The 16,212-nt window shown below is 65.8% G+C and carries 17 protein-coding genes and 2 pseudogenes; 10 read left to right on the forward strand and 9 right to left on the reverse strand.

The window, feature by feature from the left end; translation table 11 throughout:
• Positions 1-3: 3 nt before the first annotated feature.
• A complete protein-coding gene (locus tag KI242_RS13375; RefSeq protein ID WP_015635240.1) occupies positions 4-1,014 on the reverse strand; it encodes a M48 family metallopeptidase in 1,011 nt (336 codons plus the stop codon).
• Positions 1,015-1,038: 24 nt separating this feature from the next.
• Complete coding sequence (locus KI242_RS13380) at positions 1,039-1,638, reverse strand: LemA family protein (protein WP_015635241.1); 600 nt, start codon at positions 1,636-1,638, stop codon at positions 1,039-1,041.
• A gap of 185 nt (positions 1,639-1,823) precedes the next feature.
• Here KI242_RS13380 and KI242_RS13385 point away from each other — a divergent pair, with 185 nt between their 5' ends.
• The 4 genes from KI242_RS13385 to KI242_RS13400 all read left to right on the forward strand — a co-directional run bounded on the left by KI242_RS13385 (position 1,824) and on the right by KI242_RS13400 (position 3,531).
• Complete coding sequence (locus KI242_RS13385) at positions 1,824-2,255, forward strand: DUF4265 domain-containing protein (protein WP_019094391.1); 432 nt, start codon at positions 1,824-1,826, stop codon at positions 2,253-2,255.
• Between the two features lie 23 nt (positions 2,256-2,278).
• Positions 2,279-2,671 (forward strand): Imm10 family immunity protein, encoded by a 393-nt coding sequence (locus KI242_RS13390; protein ID WP_015635243.1) that lies wholly within the window; start codon positions 2,279-2,281, stop codon positions 2,669-2,671.
• A 76-nt stretch (positions 2,672-2,747) separates the two neighbouring features.
• Complete coding sequence (locus KI242_RS13395; protein WP_015635244.1) at positions 2,748-3,086, forward strand: FKBP-type peptidyl-prolyl cis-trans isomerase; 339 nt, start codon at positions 2,748-2,750, stop codon at positions 3,084-3,086.
• A 22-nt stretch (positions 3,087-3,108) separates the two neighbouring features.
• Complete coding sequence (locus KI242_RS13400; protein WP_019094389.1) at positions 3,109-3,531, forward strand: NUDIX domain-containing protein; 423 nt, start codon at positions 3,109-3,111, stop codon at positions 3,529-3,531.
• Positions 3,532-3,593: 62 nt separating this feature from the next.
• On the opposite strand, the pseudogene KI242_RS31775 reads toward KI242_RS13400, so the two are convergent.
• Positions 3,594-3,710: pseudogene (locus tag KI242_RS31775) on the reverse strand (diguanylate cyclase); the annotation flags it as partial.
• A 70-nt stretch (positions 3,711-3,780) separates the two neighbouring features.
• On the opposite strand from KI242_RS31775, the gene KI242_RS13405 reads away from it, so the two are divergent.
• On the forward strand, positions 3,781-4,056 hold the full coding sequence (locus tag KI242_RS13405; protein WP_011060804.1) for a metal/formaldehyde-sensitive transcriptional repressor: 276 nt from the start codon (positions 3,781-3,783) through the stop codon (positions 4,054-4,056).
• A 9-nt stretch (positions 4,057-4,065) separates the two neighbouring features.
• Entirely contained in the window at positions 4,066-5,064 is a 999-nt protein-coding gene (gene dmeF, locus KI242_RS13410; RefSeq protein WP_212806247.1) for a CDF family Co(II)/Ni(II) efflux transporter DmeF, read from the forward strand.
• An 11-nt stretch (positions 5,065-5,075) separates the two neighbouring features.
• Here the strand turns inward: dmeF and KI242_RS13415 are convergent, their stop codons facing one another.
• On the reverse strand, positions 5,076-5,714 hold the full coding sequence (locus tag KI242_RS13415) for a LysE family translocator (RefSeq protein WP_041752745.1): 639 nt from the start codon (positions 5,712-5,714) through the stop codon (positions 5,076-5,078).
• Between the two features lie 119 nt (positions 5,715-5,833).
• Between KI242_RS13415 and KI242_RS13420 the strand changes: the two genes are divergently transcribed.
• A complete protein-coding gene (locus KI242_RS13420; protein WP_183000480.1) occupies positions 5,834-6,766 on the forward strand; it encodes a LysR substrate-binding domain-containing protein in 933 nt (310 codons plus the stop codon).
• 13 nt (positions 6,767-6,779) lie between these two features.
• Here the strand turns inward: KI242_RS13420 and KI242_RS13425 are convergent.
• The 4 genes and pseudogenes from KI242_RS13425 to KI242_RS13440 form a co-directional block, all read right to left on the reverse strand.
• Positions 6,780-6,911: pseudogene (locus KI242_RS13425) on the reverse strand (GNAT family N-acetyltransferase); the annotation flags it as partial.
• Positions 6,912-7,024: 113 nt separating this feature from the next.
• Positions 7,025-7,516, reverse strand: a complete 492-nt coding sequence (locus tag KI242_RS13430) for a DUF1543 domain-containing protein (RefSeq protein WP_015635251.1) — start codon at positions 7,514-7,516, stop codon at positions 7,025-7,027.
• A 94-nt stretch (positions 7,517-7,610) separates the two neighbouring features.
• The gene (locus tag KI242_RS13435) at positions 7,611-7,958 is read right to left on the reverse strand and encodes an antibiotic biosynthesis monooxygenase (RefSeq protein WP_015635252.1); all 348 of its coding nucleotides are present in this window, start codon (positions 7,956-7,958) and stop codon (positions 7,611-7,613) included.
• The gene (locus KI242_RS13440; RefSeq protein WP_077933919.1) at positions 7,955-9,094 is read right to left on the reverse strand and encodes a cytochrome P450; all 1,140 of its coding nucleotides are present in this window, start codon (positions 9,092-9,094) and stop codon (positions 7,955-7,957) included. The genes KI242_RS13435 and KI242_RS13440 overlap by 4 nt, the downstream gene beginning before the upstream one ends.
• An 81-nt stretch (positions 9,095-9,175) precedes the next feature.
• On the opposite strand from KI242_RS13440, the gene KI242_RS13445 reads away from it, so the two are divergent.
• Positions 9,176-9,931: a metalloregulator ArsR/SmtB family transcription factor gene (locus tag KI242_RS13445; RefSeq protein ID WP_041117618.1), complete on the forward strand. Its 756-nt coding sequence runs from the start codon at positions 9,176-9,178 to the stop codon at positions 9,929-9,931.
• A 37-nt stretch (positions 9,932-9,968) separates the two neighbouring features.
• Here the strand turns inward: KI242_RS13445 and KI242_RS13450 are convergent, their stop codons facing one another.
• Positions 9,969-13,571, reverse strand: coding sequence for a transporter substrate-binding domain-containing protein (locus KI242_RS13450; protein WP_212806248.1), 3,603 nt, complete (start codon positions 13,569-13,571; stop codon positions 9,969-9,971).
• A gap of 290 nt (positions 13,572-13,861) precedes the next feature.
• Between KI242_RS13450 and KI242_RS13455 the strand changes: the two genes are divergently transcribed.
• Together KI242_RS13455 and KI242_RS13460 are read left to right on the forward strand one after the other, a co-directional pair.
• Positions 13,862-14,359, forward strand: a complete 498-nt coding sequence (locus KI242_RS13455) for an AAA family ATPase (RefSeq protein ID WP_065363793.1) — start codon at positions 13,862-13,864, stop codon at positions 14,357-14,359.
• Between the two features lie 441 nt (positions 14,360-14,800).
• Positions 14,801-16,210 carry a circularly permuted type 2 ATP-grasp protein gene (locus tag KI242_RS13460; protein ID WP_212806249.1) on the forward strand — a complete coding sequence of 470 codons (1,410 nt, stop codon included), beginning with the start codon at positions 14,801-14,803 and terminating at the stop codon, positions 16,208-16,210.
• Positions 16,211-16,212 lie beyond the last annotated feature (2 nt).

Consider the following 16,212-nt stretch of genomic DNA (forward strand, 5'->3'; position numbering starts at 1 on the left):
CCCTTACAGCGGCTTGAAGCGCCCATCCCACTGCGGGTCCAGGCGCTGGATGCGCGCAGCCAGCGGTGGGTGGGTGGCCATCAGGCGGCCCAGGCGCAGTTTCACCCCCTGGTGAAAATACAGGTGGCTGTACTGCGCGGCGGCGAAGGCGCGCAGGCGCGAACCGGCGCTGCTGCCGCCGATCTTTTTCAGGGCGCCGGCAATGCCCTGGGGGTTGCGGGTGAACTGCACCGCCGAGGCATCGGCGAGAAACTCGCGCTGACGGCAGATGGCGGCCTTGATCAGGTTGCCCAGCAGGCTGCCCAGGGAACCGAAGACCAGCAGGGCCAGGCCCAGCACGGCGAAGATGATCTGCCAGAAGAAGCGGTGGCGGTCGCTGCCCAGGTGCTGCTTTTCAGCCTGGCGTAGCACCGCGATGCCCGCCAGGCTGAACACCAGCAGGCCGTGGATCACCGCCAGCAAGCGGGTGTTGAGGCGCATGTCGCCGTTGTGAATGTGGCTGAACTCATGGGCCACCATGCCCTGCAATTCGTCGCGGTCGAGGTGGACCAGGGCTCCGCGGGTGATGCCGAGCACCGCCTGCTGCGGTGTCAGTCCGGCGGCGAAGGCGTTGATCCCGTCTTCCGGCAGCACATACACCGCAGGCATGGTGGCGCCCGAGGCCAGGGCCATTTCCTCGACGATATTGAGCAGTCGCTGTTCCTCGCTGCCCCGGGGCGAATCGTTGATCAGGCGCCCGCCCAGATGCTCGGCGATCACCTTGCCGCCGGCCCGCAGGCGCCAGCTCTTGTACCAACTGCCCAGCAGCACCACCAGCAGCATCAGCAGCGCCACCACGGCCACTGCGGTCCAGCTCAAGACCTTGGGCTGCTTGTATTCCTGGCTCAGCTCGCGCCATGCAAGGCCCAGCCCCAGGCTGCTGAGGCTGACCAGGGTGGCTACCGCCAGGGTCATCAACAGCACCAGCTTGAGGGTGTGGCGCCGGGCTCGGGCCTGGTGTTGAAAGAACTTCATGCAGGTTTCCGGGGGCAGGTGCAGTTACTGGAAGGAGACTTTGCTGGCGTCTTGAATGCGCGCGCTGTCGGCGAATTGCAGCAGGGCGGCATCGGCCCGGTGGCCGAACAGCCCGGCGAAAAACAGTGCCGGCACCCGCTGCTTGCACAGGTTGTAGTCGGTCACGGCGTCGTTGAAGGCCTGGCGCGCGTAGGCGACCTTGTTCTCGGTGCTGGTCAGTTCTTCGCTGAGTTGCGCCATGTTCTGCGAAGCCTTGAGTTCCGGGTAGGCCTCCAGGCTCAGGTGCAGGCGGTCGAGGACCTGGTCCAGGGCACCCTGGTCCTGGCCCAGGCGGGCGATGCTGGCGCTGTCACCGGGTTGCGCAGCAGCCGCTTGCAGGCTGTCCCGGGCACTGTTGCGAGCCTCGGCCAGGGCGGTCAGGGTCTGGCGCTCGTGCTGCAGGTAGCCCTTGACGGTTTCCAGCAGGTTGGGGATCAGGTCGTAGCGGCGCTTGAGTTGCACCTCGATCTGGGCGAAGGCATTGCGCAGACGGGTACGCCGGGTGGTCAGGCGGTTGTAGAGGCTGACCAGGTACAGCGCCAGAGCGGCGAGCAGCACCAGGGCGACGATATCGGCGGTGGCCATGGGATGTCCTTATCGAGTGAGGCGTGGGGGCGGCAATGGTAACGGAATCTTCCTGTTCGGTGACACACCTTCGCCGGCGACCCGTCAATGATTGCCAAGGGGCGGCAATTCTGCGAAAAAGCGCTCGGCTTGCGCGGGGACCGAAGGGCTCCGCTGCCTTTTATTCAATGAACCAGGGACAGGTGATGGACAAGATCATGCTCAGGTTGACGGTGGTGGACGACTATCCGCCGGTGGCCAGCGAAGGGGTCTGGGCCGAACGCCAGCCCGATGGCCTGTACCGTATCGCCAACCTTCCGTTCTACTCCCAGGATGCCTGTTACGAGGACGACGTCGAAGTCCAGGTGGAGGCCGATGGCCTGAAGTGGTTCAGGCGGGTCGGGCGCAGCAGTGGCAACAGCACGTTGCGCCTGGTGTTCTTTGACGCCGGCAGGGCCCGGACCCCCGAGGTGCTGGCGCGGATCAACGCCCTGGGCTGCAGCTGGGAGGGCATGAGCAAGGCGTTCCTTGCTGTCAATGTGCCTGCCTCGGTGTCGCTGGACAGCGTGCTGGAGTACCTGCAGGAGTGCTTTGAGCAGGATTGGCTGGATTATGAAAGCGGGCTGTTGCGCCAGTGACCGCGAATAAGGAGCAAGGAGCGATGAGTTTGAAATTTCATGCCACTGGCTACAGTGCCTGCACTGAAGACGAGGTGCAGATCCTGGGCTTTGCCGACGACGGGCAGCAGCCCGGGCACTACCTGCTGTTGCAGCGCGCCGAATGCTTTGACGAGCAGGACCGGCAGTTGGGCATGGACACTTACCATGTGGAACTGGGCGGCCAGGCAGTGTCCGGCTATGGCGGCATCCGCCAGGTGCTGCTGGCCCCGGGCCGCCTGACCCTGCATTTTGGCGATTCCCAGGCCTGGTGCCGGGGCTTGCCCAGCCTTGAGATCAGTTGGAAGCCGGGGCTCGCCAGCGTCGAGGAGGTCGCGATGGCGCTGGGGGCGATCTTTCTCGATACCGATACCCTGATCGAGGTGGCGCCACAGTGATTGCCAAGCCGGGGCAATTCTGCGAAAAAGCGCGCCGCAGTCCCGTGACGGGGCAATGCTTGAACGGGAGTGAACCATGAGCGACGAATTGCAGGTCATCGATATCCAGCCGGGCGACGGCAAGACTGTGGTCAAGGGCGCCTTGATCACCACCCAGTACCGGGGCTTTCTGGAGGACGGCAGCAGCTTCGACTCCTCCTATGATCGTGGCAAGCCGTTCCAGTGCGTGATCGGCACCGGCCGGGTGATCAAGGGCTGGGACCAGGGCCTGATGGGCATGCAGGTGGGCGGCAAGCGCAAGCTGCTGGTGCCGGCGCACCTGGGTTATGGCGAGCGTTCCATGGGCGCCATCCCGCCCAATTCCAACCTGATCTTCGAGATCGAGTTGCTGGAAGTGCTGACCCGGGACGATTGAAGGCTTGAGGAGCGAGGGGCCTATGCGTGCCAATAAAGCCTGCCCGGTGGTGCTGCGCCATTCCACCGAGCTGGAGATCCTGGCTTTCCGCCATCCGCTGGCCGGCCTGCAACTGGTCAAGGGCACGGTGGAGGCGGGGGAGTCCACGGCTACTGCAGCCGTTCGCGAGCTGGCGGAAGAGGCCGGTGTCCAGGCCGGGGAAAGCGGTTTCCTGGGGCTCTGGCATTCGGGTTTCTGCGGCCAGGTGTGGGCCTTCCATGAATGCCGGGTGCCAGCGCCGTTGCCGGAAAGCTGGAGCCATTTCACCGCGGATGACGGCGGCCATCGGTTCGAGTTTTTCTGGCAGCCCCTGGCCAGCCTGCCGTCGGAGCAATGGCACCCGCTGTTCCAGGGCGCCCTGGGATTCCTGCGCCAACGCCTGCTGGGCGAAGGCGCCGAGGCCTAGGCAGCGGCTTATTGCCCTAGACGGTAGTGGTTGTTGCCGCTGCGCCGGGCCTCGTACATCGCCTGGAAGCCGAGCATGCCGTAGATCGCCTCCGACCAGTACAGGCGCTGGGTATCGACCTCCCAGTCCCAGGTGTCGATCCGCGCAAAATACTGGCTGCGCTTGAACCGTTCGGCATCGTCGGGCCGGCTTGCGTTGTCGAGGGCAGGGGAGCAAGATGCGCTCTATATAGGTATAGGGGGTATAGGTATGTCGCACACTCACGCGCAGAAAGATGAGCTGCTCAAGCGGGTCCGGCGCATTCTCGGCCAGGTCCAGGCTGTGGAGCGAGCCCTGGAAAGCGGGGCCGACTGCGGCAAGACCCTGCACCTGGTGGCCGCCACTCGGGGCGCCATCAGCGGCCTGATGGGCGAGATCATCGAAGCCCATGCCCTGGAGCACGTGGCCAACCCCGAGCTCAGCGATGCCGAGCGGGCCCGGGGCGTGGATGAACTGCTTGAAGCCATCCGCCGTTATTCCAAGTAGGAGCCGCTCATGAACCTGTCTCAGCAGGCTGCACACCTGGCCCACGATCATCAGTTTCTCGGTGCTGATCACGACGACAACGCCCGCCGCACGCTGTGGGTGGTGCTGTTGACGGTGGTGATGATGGCGGGGGAGATCGTCGCCGGTTACCTCACCGGTTCCATGGCCCTGCTGGCTGATGGGCTGCACATGGCCACCCACGCCGGGGCCCTGGGCATCGCGGCGGCGGCCTACGGTTTTGCCCGGCGCAATGCCGGCAACCGGCGTTTCAGTTTCGGCACCGGCAAGGTCGGCGACCTGGCGGGCTTTGCCTCGGCCATCATTCTCGGCCTGGTGGCGCTGGGCATTGCCGGCGAATCCCTGGTGCGGCTGTTCCAGCCCACTCGCGTGGCCTTTGGCGAAGCCACGCTGATCGCCGTGGCGGGGTTGCTGGTGAACATTCTCAGCGCCTGGCTGCTGGGCGGGGGGCACGACCATCATGGCCATTCCCACGGCCACTCTCATGATCACGAGCATCACGAGCATCACGAGCATCACGAGCATCACGAGCATCACGAGCATCACGAGCATCACCAGTCGCACCGGGCCGGGGGCGACAACAACCTGCGTTCGGCCTATGTGCATGTTTTGGCCGATGCCCTGACGTCGGTGCTGGCCATTGCCGCGCTGCTGGCCGGGCGCTACCTGGGTTGGGTCTGGCTCGACCCGGCGATGGGCATTGTCGGCGCGCTGGTGATTGCCCGCTGGTCCTATGCCTTGATCAAGTCCAGCGCCGCGGTGTTGCTCGATGCCAGCGATGAGCAGGTGGCCGGGCAGATCCGCGCATCGGTGGAAGGGCCGGGGGATGCCAGTATCGTCGACCTGCACGTGTGGCAGGTGGGCCCCGGGGCCCGGGCGGCGATTGTCAGTGTGGTGGCCCGGGCCTCGCTCAGTGCCGAGACCGTGCGTGCGCGCCTGGCCGCGCTGCCGGGGCTGTCGCACCTGACCCTGGAATTGCGCAGCGTCTGAAGCCGGGCGCCTCAGGTGGCGCCCGGGCGGTACAGTTCCAGCAGCGAATAGGCCAGCCCCACCACGGCCACTGCCAGCAGCACCAGGCTCGACACCCCCGTCACCAGGCGCTTGTACTTCAGCGAGAAGCCCTGGCGTGCCACCAGGATATAGGCCCCCAGCACCGCCAGGTCGATCAGTACCCAGACCAGGGTCAGCAGCAGTGCGCTGTGTTCGAAGGTACGGCCGACCTGGATGAACTGGGGGAAGAACGAGACAAAGAAGATGATGTCCTTGGGGTTGCCGATGCCCACCACAAAGCCGGTGGCCAGGCCCCTGCCGCGCCCGGCCAGGGGCTTGGCCGGTGCTTGCGCAGCGGGTTGGGCGGCCGCCTCGCGCAACCCCTGCACGGCCAGCCAGGCAATGAAGCAGCAGCCCAGCACGCTGATCCAGTGGATCAGCCGTGGGTCCAGGGCCAGCCCGCCGGAGAGCATCAGCACCGCCAGCAGGGCCAGCAGCAACGACGCCGCGTTGGTGCCCAGGGCGGTCAGCAGCGCCTGGCGCGGGCCGGCGTTCATGCTGGTGCTGACGATCAGCGCCACCACCGGCCCCGGGGTCGCCACCAGCATCAGCACGCTCAGGGTATAGGCCAGCAATAACGACATGTTCACATCCACCCGGCAACTCCTCGGTCATTGGCAAAGGCCCTAGCCTGAAGGCTTGAGCCTGCGTTGAAAAACGCAAAAAGCTGTGACCTACTATGATTTTTAATCATGCTGAGTGCTTGCCGATGGTCGAGTCCCTGCCGCCGCTCTATGCCTTGCGCGCCTTTGAAGTGGCGGCCCGTTCCAGCTCCTTCACCCGGGCCGCAGAGGAGCTGTCCCTGACCCAAAGCGCAATCAGCCGGCATATCCGCACCCTGGAAAGCCAGTTCGGCTGCCGCCTGTTCGAGCGCCACGGCCCCAGGTTGGTACTCACTGACGTCGGGCAGCGCCTGGCCCGGGAGCTCAAGGCCGGGTTCCGGATCATCGAGGACGCCTGTCTGCCGCTGCGCAGCGGCAGTGGCCAATTACGCCTCAAGGCCCCTTCGACACTGACCATGCGTTGGCTGCTGCGGGCCCTGGACCAGCTCAAGCACCAGCAGCCGTCGCTGGCGGTGCAACTGGCCAGCGTGTGGATGGATTTCGATCATGTGGATTTTCATGCCGAGCCCTATGACTGCGCGATTCTGCTGGGCAACGGGCAGTTCGGCGCCGGGGTCGAGGCCTGCAAGCTGTTCGATGAGTGGCTGATTCCCATCGGCCCTCCGGAGGCTGTGGATGCGCCGCCCTGGACCCTGGAACGGCTCAGGGAGGCGCCACTGATCCACCCTTCGGCGGACCGCCGCGACTGGCGGCGCTGGCTGCAGGCCCAGGGCCTGCTGGGGCAGGTACGGCTGGACCGGGGCAACGTCTTCGACACCCTGGACCAGGCGATCTGCGCGGCCATGCGTGGCCACGGGCTGTCCATCGCCGACCTGTACCTGGTGGCCGAGGACATCCGCCAGGGCCTGGTCAGCCTGCCGTTTCCCCGTGCGCTGGCGTCGGGGGACGGCTATTACCTGGTGTGGCTGCGGGACAGCCCGCGCCGGGAACAGATCGACGGCCTGCGCGCCTTTCTGCTGGAGCAAGTGGTATCCATCGATGACCTTGAGCTGGGTGACCTGACGCCTGGCGCGGGCTGATGGCGGGGCCGCTTCAACGGCGCAGCATGACCCAGTCGCGGTGCAGGTCGGCGCCGCAGGGGAACAGGGTTTCGCCGCCCCTCACAAAGCCGTTGCGCTGGTAGAAACGGATCGCCCGGGCATTGTGTTCGTTGACGGTCAGGCGCTGGGTGTCGTCTTGCGGTGCGTTGCGCAAACATAGCGGCATGGCTCTGCTCCCTGAAGAAAACCGCCAGCATAGCCGGCCTGTGCGCGCTTCACTGGCCTGCCAGCCGGCCGCTACAGGATGATGTAGTCGTTGTGCTGCACGATGCCCTGGTGAGGGCCCTTCACCAGGTGCACGTAGCGGCCGTCCGCCAGGTCGATGGGCAGGCAGTCGTCGACGTCCAGCAGGGCATCGGTGTGGGATTTGTGCCAGTGGGCAAGCATCTGCTGCTTGCCTTTGGCCTTGGCCTGCGCCTTGTCCCGGGCCACCACCAGCAGGTAACGGTGGGCTTCGCCGAAGGTCGCTGCTTCATAGCCGCCCAGGTTGATGAAGTACAGGCGTGGCGCATCCGCCGCCGGGGCCAGGGCGCTGAGTTCGAGCCTGTAGTCTTCGATACCGTCCACCCGCATCCATGAGTCGATGTGCAACCCCGCCGGGCTGCCGAACCAGCCTTCGCGCAGTTGCGGGTAGGCCGCTTCGAGGCTGTCGGCGACCACGAACTGCACATCATGGACTTCGATTTTCGCTCTGGGGTGCTTGCCCCCCAGCATCACCACAAACAGCATGCAGGCTCCTTGTTCCGGGCTAGGTGGTGGCGCGTGCCGCCACCGCGGGCGCACGTTTTACCTCAAGCCGGGCGCCGGGCCAAGGCCGACGGTTTCAGCGGCCATGCAACCGGCGGCTGTCCGCAGGGGCCTGGCAACGCTCTTGCAGTCCATAGTCGCGCAGCACCGTCGCCACCCGCAGCCGGTAGTCGGCAAATACCTCACCGCGGCCCCGGGCCTGCGCCTGGCGGTGGCATTCCAGGTTGCGCCACTGGGCCACGGCCTGCTCGTCACGCCAGAACGACAGGGACAGCAGTTTTTCCGGCTGGGCCAGGCTCTGGAAGCGTTCGATGGAGATGAAACCGTCAATCTCCTCCAGCTGGTTTTTCAGCCCGGCCGCCAGCTCCAGGTAGGCGTCGCGTTGGCCCGAAGCTGGCAGCACTTCGAAGATCACCGCGATCATTGTTCGGCCTCCCCGCGGTCGCTGAACAGCGGAATACGGCCGTTGACCGAGGCCTGGTACTGCCAGTCCAGGGCCAGTGCATCCAGGCCGGGGCCCTGCAGCAGGGCGTGCAACAGGCATTGGACTATGCCCAAGGCCAGCTCCCGGCCCGGGCAGCGGTGGGTTCCGGCGCCGAAGCTGAAGCCCTGATGCGCCGGGTTGCTGCCGGTAATGGCGGCTAGCGCCGGGTCCTGGTTGGCCGCGGCCAGCAGCACCAGAATGGTTTCGCCGGCTTGCAGTTCCACGCCGTGCACGGTGCAGGGCGCGGTGACGAAGCGCCGGGTGTTCTGCACCGGCGGGTCCAGGCGCTGGCGCTCCAGCAGCCAGTCGCCCAGCAGGCTCGGTTCCTGGCGCAGGCGCTGCCGCATGGCCGGTGCAGCCAGCAGGGCGACCAGGCTGTTGCCGACCAGGCCGGCGCAGGCGTCATGGGTCTGCGCCAGCAAGCCCGCCAGATTGGCCCGCAGGTCCGCTGGAGCAAGCTCACCACTGCGGTCGAGAATCTGCCGCAGCAGCGGGCTGTGTTGCGGGGCCTGCACCAGGGCCTGCATTTGCGCGTCCAGCTCCAGTGCTGCCCGGTCGGCGGCCTGCAATCGGGGTTGATCGCTCAGGGGCGAGAAGCAGGCGACGAATTCCCCGGTGCGCCGGGCGAGTGTTTCGCACTGTCCGGCGGGGACGCCAAGCAGGCTGGCCAGCAGCGCCACCGGCAGTACGAACTGCCAGCGTTGCAGGTCGCCAGCGCAGGCCGGAGCCACAAGGGCCGGTTGCCACCGGGCCAGATGGGTCTCCAGCCCGGCGGTACAGAGGCCCTGCAAGGCCGGTTCGATGGCCGCACGCGGGCAACGCTGGCGCGGGCCATCGTTCATCCGCATCAGGCGGCCGAACAACTGCCCGGCCGGCCTTCCGGCAATGGCCTGGGGTACCGGCTCGGTACTGGGACGCACCTGGCAGGCAGGGTGGTCGAGCACCGCTGCCACCGCCGCGGCGCTGCTGGCGACCCATAGCCTGAGGGCGCAATCGTAGGTCAGGCCGCCCCGGGCGCGGAGGCGGGTGTAGTAGAAGTACGGGTCTGAGTGAGTAGCAGCGCTGATCGCGTCCATGATTTATCTCTTTGTTCGGCAGATATCCAGGCTGCTACTATCCTGACCCTTTCGAAGACACGATTCGTCAGGGAGCGAAATATGAATGTAGTGCAGAACGACGTCGGGGTATCCCAAGTGGCGGCGGCCATCGCCGAGCCGGCGCGCACCCGCATGCTCTGTGCGCTGATGGACGGCCACGCACGCACCAGCACCGAGCTGGCGGCGATTGCCGAGGTCAGCACCTCTACCGCCAGCGCCCATCTGGCCAAGCTCAAGGAGGCGGGGCTATTGCGGGTGCAGGTCCAGGGCCGGCACCGTTACTACTGCCTCGGCGACCCGCTGGTGGCCCAGGCCCTTGAGGCGCTGATGGTGATTGGCCAGGGCCGCGCGCCCCGCTTCACCCCGCGCACCCCGGACCGCCTGCAGTTCGCCCGCACCTGCTACGACCACCTGGCGGGCACCCTGGGGGTGCAGCTGCACGACCGGATGTTCGAGGCCGGCTGGCTGCTGGCGGCCGGGGAGGGCGAGGCCTACCGGGTCAGCGACAGCGGCGAAGAATTTTTCCGCAGCCTGGGGATCGAGGTGGCCGGGCTCAAGGCCTTGCGTCGACGCTTCGCCTGCCCGTGCCTGGACTGGAGCATGCGCCGTCCGCACCTGGGGGGCGCCCTGGGGGCGGCGCTGTTGCAGGCCTTGCTGGAGCGCAAATGGCTGATCCAGGACCTGGACAGCCGTGCCCTGAGCCTGACCGGCACCGGCGGTCGCTACATCAGCAAGCGCTTTGGCATGGCCCTGATCCAGCCGGCCCGGCCGCTGTCGTCCTCGGCCGTCATTGAATTGCAACGCCTCGGCGGCTGACGTCTGCAAGCTCCAGTTCGAAAGCCCGGGCCGTGCTTCATTCGGGCTGCAGGGCATCGAGCAGGTCGCGATCGAGCCCCAGCATGGCCTGCTCCAGGCGAGCCAGTGCGGCCTTGATCTCGGTGCTGGCGGCGCCCTGCAGGCAGGCTTGCTCCAGGTATTCGCATTCCTGGATCAGCGCCTGCGCCTTGATGATTCGTGCCGCGCCGCGAATCCGATGGGCCAGGTCGGCAACCCCCTGGTGGGTCTCGCTGGCCAGCAGTTCGCGGATGTGCATGAGGTCTTGCTGGTTGCTCTGGTGCAAGCTGCGCAGTACTCGCTGGATGACCTTGGGGTCGCCATCGGTGAGGTAGTCGAGCTGCTGGATGTCATAGCGCTCGTGGGGGGCCTGCGATTGCACGCGGGGCAGCGCGGCCAGGTCGCGCAGGCGCAGGTCGAGGTCGGGCAGGGCGATGGGCTTGAACAGGCAACCGTTCATTCCGGCATCGCGGCAGCGCTGTTCCTCTTCAGGCTGGACATTGGCGGTAAAGCCGAGGATGTGCACTGGCGTGCGCTGCTGTTCGCGTTCGCTCGCGCGAATATGCCGGGCCAGTTGATAGCCACTCATGACCGGCATGTTGCAGTCGGTGATGACCAGGTCGAAGGGCTCCTGGTGCCAGATCTCGAACGCCTCGGCGCCATTGCATGCCTGGCTCAACGAGTAGCCGAGGTACTTCAACTGCTCGCAGAGCAACTGCCGGTTGGCCTGGCTGTCATCCACCACCAGGATGTGCAGCGCCTGCCGCGCGGCGACCGCTGGCGCTGCCGGCGGGAGCACGGTGGGGGCCTGCGGCAGGGCGGGCAGGCGGCTCAGGCGCAGTTGCACCTGCACCTCGGTGCCCTGCCCGGGCTGGCTGTGCAGGGTCAGGGTGCCGCCCATCATTTCGCACAGGGTGCGACAGATCACCAGCCCCAGGCCGGTGCCGGAACGGGCATCCTGATGCTGCCCGAGCACCTGGCTGAACGGCTTGAACAACTGTTGCAGGTCGTCGGCGGCGATGTCGATGCCGCTGTCCTTGACCGTCAGCAGCAACGCCAGGTACTCCGGTTCGCTGGGCCCGGTCGCCAGGCGCACCTGTACACCGCCTTGCTGGGTGAACTTGATGGCATTGCTGATCAGGTTGGAGAGGATCTGCTTGAAGCGCAGTGGATCCACCAGCACATCGTCACCGGCGTGGCTGTCCAGCTCCAACTCCAGGCGCAGGCCCTTTTGCCGGGCCAGGCCGTCGAAGACCCGGAACACCGGCTCCACCAGCCCCCGCAGGTTGGCTCGCGCAGGGCTCAGGCTCAGGTGGCCGCTCTCGATCCGGGCAATGTCGAGGATATCGCCGATCAGTTCCAGCAGGGTTTGCGCCGAACCGTAGGCCACCTCGATCGAAGGCCGGTCGAGCTGGCCCTGGTCGGCGCGCTTGAGCGCCAGTTCGAGCATGCCCAGCACCGCGCTCATGGGCGTGCGGATCTCATGGCTCATGGTGGCCAGGAAGGTGGTCTTGGCCCGGTTGGCCTTGTCTGCCTCATCCTTGGCCTGGGTCAGCTCTTGCAGCAGTTGCTGGCGCTCGCTGATGTCCAGCCAGCCGCCGATGATGCCCTGGATTTCGCCCTCGGCATTTCGATAGGGCAGCATCCAGTGGTAGATCCGCATCTCCTGGCCGCGGATATGCACCGTACGGTCGATCAGCAAGGGCGGGCCACCGTCGAAGATGCTTTGGAGGTCCTTGGCGAACTGCTCGGCTTCGGGCACCGTCAGTTGTTCCAGATCGGTCCCCAGCATGCTCTGGCGATCGCTGCCCATGCTCTTCAGGTAACTGTCGTTGCAGATCACCAGGCGCCGCTTCAGGTCGCGCACGTAGATCGGGTTGGGCGTACCGTTGATCAGTGCGTCCATGAAGCGCAACTGATCGTTGAGGGCGTGTTCGGCCTGTTCGCGCTGGCGAACCTGGCGTCGCATGGCGTAGCCCCAGGCCAGGGAGATCAGTAACAGGAGTATCGAACCGGCCCCGGCCAGGTAGAGGGTGGTGCGGTAGTCGCGCCAGGAGGGCGGGGCGACGGCGGCCTTGGAGCGCCAGCGATTGTTGAGCTCGGTGATGGCGTCGGGCGAGATGCTGCGCAAGGACTTGTCGATGATGCTGAACAACTCCAGCTGGTCACGGCGCACGGCAAAGGATTCATTGAGCAACGGCAGGTCGAGGGCTGGCCTGACCTTGAGCTGGTCCTCCTTGATGCGCGGCAGGTTGAAGCTGACGGCGATTTCCGCCTGCACCGTGCCGTCTGCCTTGTGGTCGCGCAGCAGCGACAGGGCTTCGAAGTTGGTCTGCACCTCTTTGATGCGGATCTGTGGATAGCGCTGGCGCAACTGCGATACCAGGGCATGCCCGCTGCCGATCAACAGGGTCTTGCCGGCCATGTCTTCGAGGCTTTTCGGCGCATCGGCGGCGTCGCGGGTGACCAGCATGTAGGGCCCGACCAGGTAGGGCCGGGTGAATTGCAGGTAGGTTTCGCGCTCTGGGGTGCGCGCCCGGTCGGCAACCATCTGCACCCGGCCGTTGCGCACGGCCTCGTTGAGGTCCTTGAAGCTGGGCAGCGCAGTGATGTCGAAGCTCAGCCCGGTCTTGGCCTCCAGCATGGTCAGCAGGTCGGCGGTAATGCCCAGGTAATTGTTGTCGGCGTCGAAGTAGGACATCGGCGGCAGGTAGCGGTGAATGCCGATGCGCACCACCGGGTTGTTTTCGATCCAGCGCTGTTCCTCGGCCGTCAGGCTGGTTTTCTCCATGCTCAGCAGCAGACGGTCGCCCCAGCGATTGCGGATGCTGGTGCCTTGCTCCTTGTGGACTGCTTGCAGCGCGTTGTCGAGCAGGTGCTGCAAGCGTTGGTTGTCCGGGGCCATCGCGAAGCTAAAGCCGCTGGTGCTGGCCGGGCCGCTGTAGATGATCCGCAGGTAGTCGCTGTAGTTGCGCGAGATCAGAAACTGCGCCAGCACCGCGTCGCCAAGCAGCATGTCGGCATCGCCGAAGGCTACCGCGGCCATGGCCGCATCGGCACTGGTATAGCTTTCGATCCGGGCCTTGGGGTACATGGCCTGGGCCACGGGCAGGCTGATGGTGTCCAGGGAAATGGCCAGCCTGTACCCCTGCAAACCGTTTTTCAGCGACGGTGAATCCCCCAGGCGAGCGACCAGTGTCGGGCGAGTGGCCAGATAGGTCTGGCTGCGCAACAGTTGACGTCGCTCGGCCTCGCCTTGAGTGACGCTGCCCATGAAGTCGATCTCACCCTTGGCCAGGGCACTGAACACCTGCTCGCGGGTGTCATAGGCGCGAACGCTGATCTTCACGCCCAGGGCATCGCCCAGCAGGCCGGCATAGTCGGCGGTGATGCCTTCGTATTCCTTGGCTTCGTTGACCATTTCCAGCGGTGGCAGGTTTTGCTGCGAGGTGCCCAGAACCAGTTCACGCTTGTTGCGCAGCCATTGCCAATCGTCGCCGCTCAATGGCAGTGGCTGGTGGTGGGGAGATTCATAGTTGAGCAGTTGCAAGGCGCGCGCGGGGTCGCCCATCGCCGGGAGGCATGTCAGCCACATCAGCATGGGCAGGATGAAGCGAGGCATTGGGGCTCCTGAACGAATAACGGCCCAAGGATGAGTCGAGAAGGAGTGGCAGGCTGAGCAGCCACCATACAAGAGCCTACCGTCAATGCTGGAAGTCAATATAGATCACGGGAGGGCGCAGAAAATCGGCCCATTTTCCTGGGTTGCCGGGGCTTGGGCAAGTGCGCTGCCGGGCGGTGGTCGGGCGTCCCTGGATCAGGGCTAGTGGCGGCCCGTCCTCAAGCCCGGGGCTGGACGCCTGTGGCAATAGTGGTAAAGCTGTGCGTCCTTCAACGTTGGCAGGGCCTTGCATGCTCATCGTTTTCAGCGGCTTGCCGGGCACCGGCAAGACCACCATCGCCCGTACCCTGGCGCCACACCTGGCGGCCACCTACCTGCGCATCGACAGCATCGAACAGGGCCTGCGTGACGCTGGCCTGGCGCAGGTGGGCAAGGCCGGCTACCAGATTGCCCTGCAACTGGCGGAGGCCAACCTGGCCCTGGGCAATCGGGTACTGGCCGACTGCGTCAATCCGGTGCAGGAAAGCCGCCAGGCCTGGCAGGCCCTGGCCAGCAGACAGGGGGTGAGGCTGCTGGAGATCGAGGTGGTGTGCTCCGATCTTGCGGAGCATCGGCGCCGGGTCGAGACCCGCCAGTTGGACGTGCCGGGCCTGCGCCCGCCCAGCTGGAAATCGGTGCTCGAGCATGACTATCAGCCCTGGGCGAGCTCGCCGCTGCGCCTGGACACCGCGCAGCTCTCACCGCAGCAGGCGCTGGCCGTGATTCTGGCGTGCCTGCCGGGCGCCTGAGGTTGCCGGGGGCAGCGGCGCCAAGTCTTTGAACCTTGATGGTGCGCTGATGGTCAGTGCTCAGGGCCCCGCGATGGCGCCTCAAGGCCGCGCTGTGGGGCGGCATTGGCCGGAAAACTCCCGATAACGGGGCAAAACATTCAGCGCGGGGGCTTTGTGCACCGATTCTGTTCGCGCAGGGCCGCGAGCGGCGCCGGCTACGCTGCTGGGGCTTTGCTGCTGGGTGTTCTCCAGCTTTCTTTGTGTCTCTTTTTTGAATCTATTTGTCGCTAAGCGGTCATTTTTGCCACGGGCCACCTCCGGGGCGGCGCACCGTGCATTTGCGGCATAGCGATTGCTATCACTCTTTCAGGGGGGGCTGGGCCCCTCACGCTCGAAGCCGGGTCACGCACACACAGGGTTCAAATAAAAAGCCGTTCACGTCACGGCAAGGAGTTGGCTATGTCCCGCGCTTTCTTTAATGAAATGTATGCTGCCGATGGCGTCTGCCGGCCTCACTACCAGGGGTTTGCCCGCTGGCTGGCGGACACTCCTCTGGAACTTTTGGACCAGCGCCGGCGCGAAGCCGACCTGCTGTTCCACCGCGCCGGTATCACCTTCACCCTGTACGGCGACGAGCAGGGCACCGAGCGCCTGATTCCCTTCGACATCATTCCCCGCAGCATCAAGGCCAGCGAATGGCGCACCGTGGAGCGCGGCTGCATCCAGCGGGTGCAGGCGCTGAACCTGTTCCTCGCCGACCTCTATCACGGCCAGCGGATTCTCAAGGAAGGCATCATCCCCGCCGAACAGGTGCTGGCCAACGAGGGCTATCAGGTGGCGATGCAGGGCCTGGACCTGCACCGCGGCATCTATGCCCATATCGCCGGGGTCGACCTGGTGCGCGACGGCGACGGCAGCTACTACGTGCTCGAAGACAACCTGCGCACCCCCAGCGGTGTCAGCTACATGCTCGAAGACCGCAAGATGATGATGCGCCTGTTCCCCGAACTGTTCGCCGCCCAGCGCATCGCGCCCATCGACCATTACCCGAACCTGCTGCTGGACACCCTGAAAAGCTCCAGCCCCCTGGACAACCCGACCGTGGTGGTGCTGACCCCGGGGCGCTTCAACAGTGCCTATTTCGAACATGCGTTCCTGGCCCGGGAGATGGGCGTGGAACTGGTGGAAGGCGCCGACCTGTTCGTGCGTGACGACCGGGTGTACATGCGCACCACCGCCGGTGCCCAGGCGGTGGACGTGATCTACCGACGCCTGGATGACGCCTACCTGGACCCGCTGTCGTTCAACCCCGATTCCATGCTCGGGGTGCCCGGGCTGATCGCCGCCTACCGCTGCGGCAACGTGGTGCTGGCCAATGCCGTGGGCACCGGGGTGGCCGACGACAAGTCGATCTACCCCTATGTGGACGAGATGATCCGCTTTTACCTCAGCGAGGAACCGATCCTCAAGAACGTGCCCACCTGGCAGTGCCGCAAGCCCGCCGAACTGTCCCACGTGCTGGCCAACCTGGCGCAGTTGGTGGTCAAGGAAACCCAGGGTTCCGGCGGCTACGGCATGCTGGTGGGGCCGGCGGCCACGGCGGCGCAGATCGAGGAATTCCGCGTGCGGATCAAGGCCCGGCCCGAGGCCTATATCGCCCAGCCGACCCTGTCGCTGTCCACCTGCCCGACCTTTGTCGAAAGCGGCATCGCGCCGCGGCATATCGACCTGCGGCCGTTCGTGCTTTCGGGCCGGGAAACCCGCCTGGTGCCCGGCGGCCTGACCCGAGTCGCGTTGCGCGAGGGCTCGCTGGTGGTCAACTCGTCCCAGGGCGGCGGCACCAAAGACACCTGGGTGGTGGAGGACTGAAC

It is taken from the genome of Pseudomonas sp. Eqa60 (assembly GCF_018326405.1).
GTDB classification, from domain to species: Bacteria; Pseudomonadota; Gammaproteobacteria; order Pseudomonadales; family Pseudomonadaceae; genus Aquipseudomonas; species Aquipseudomonas protegens.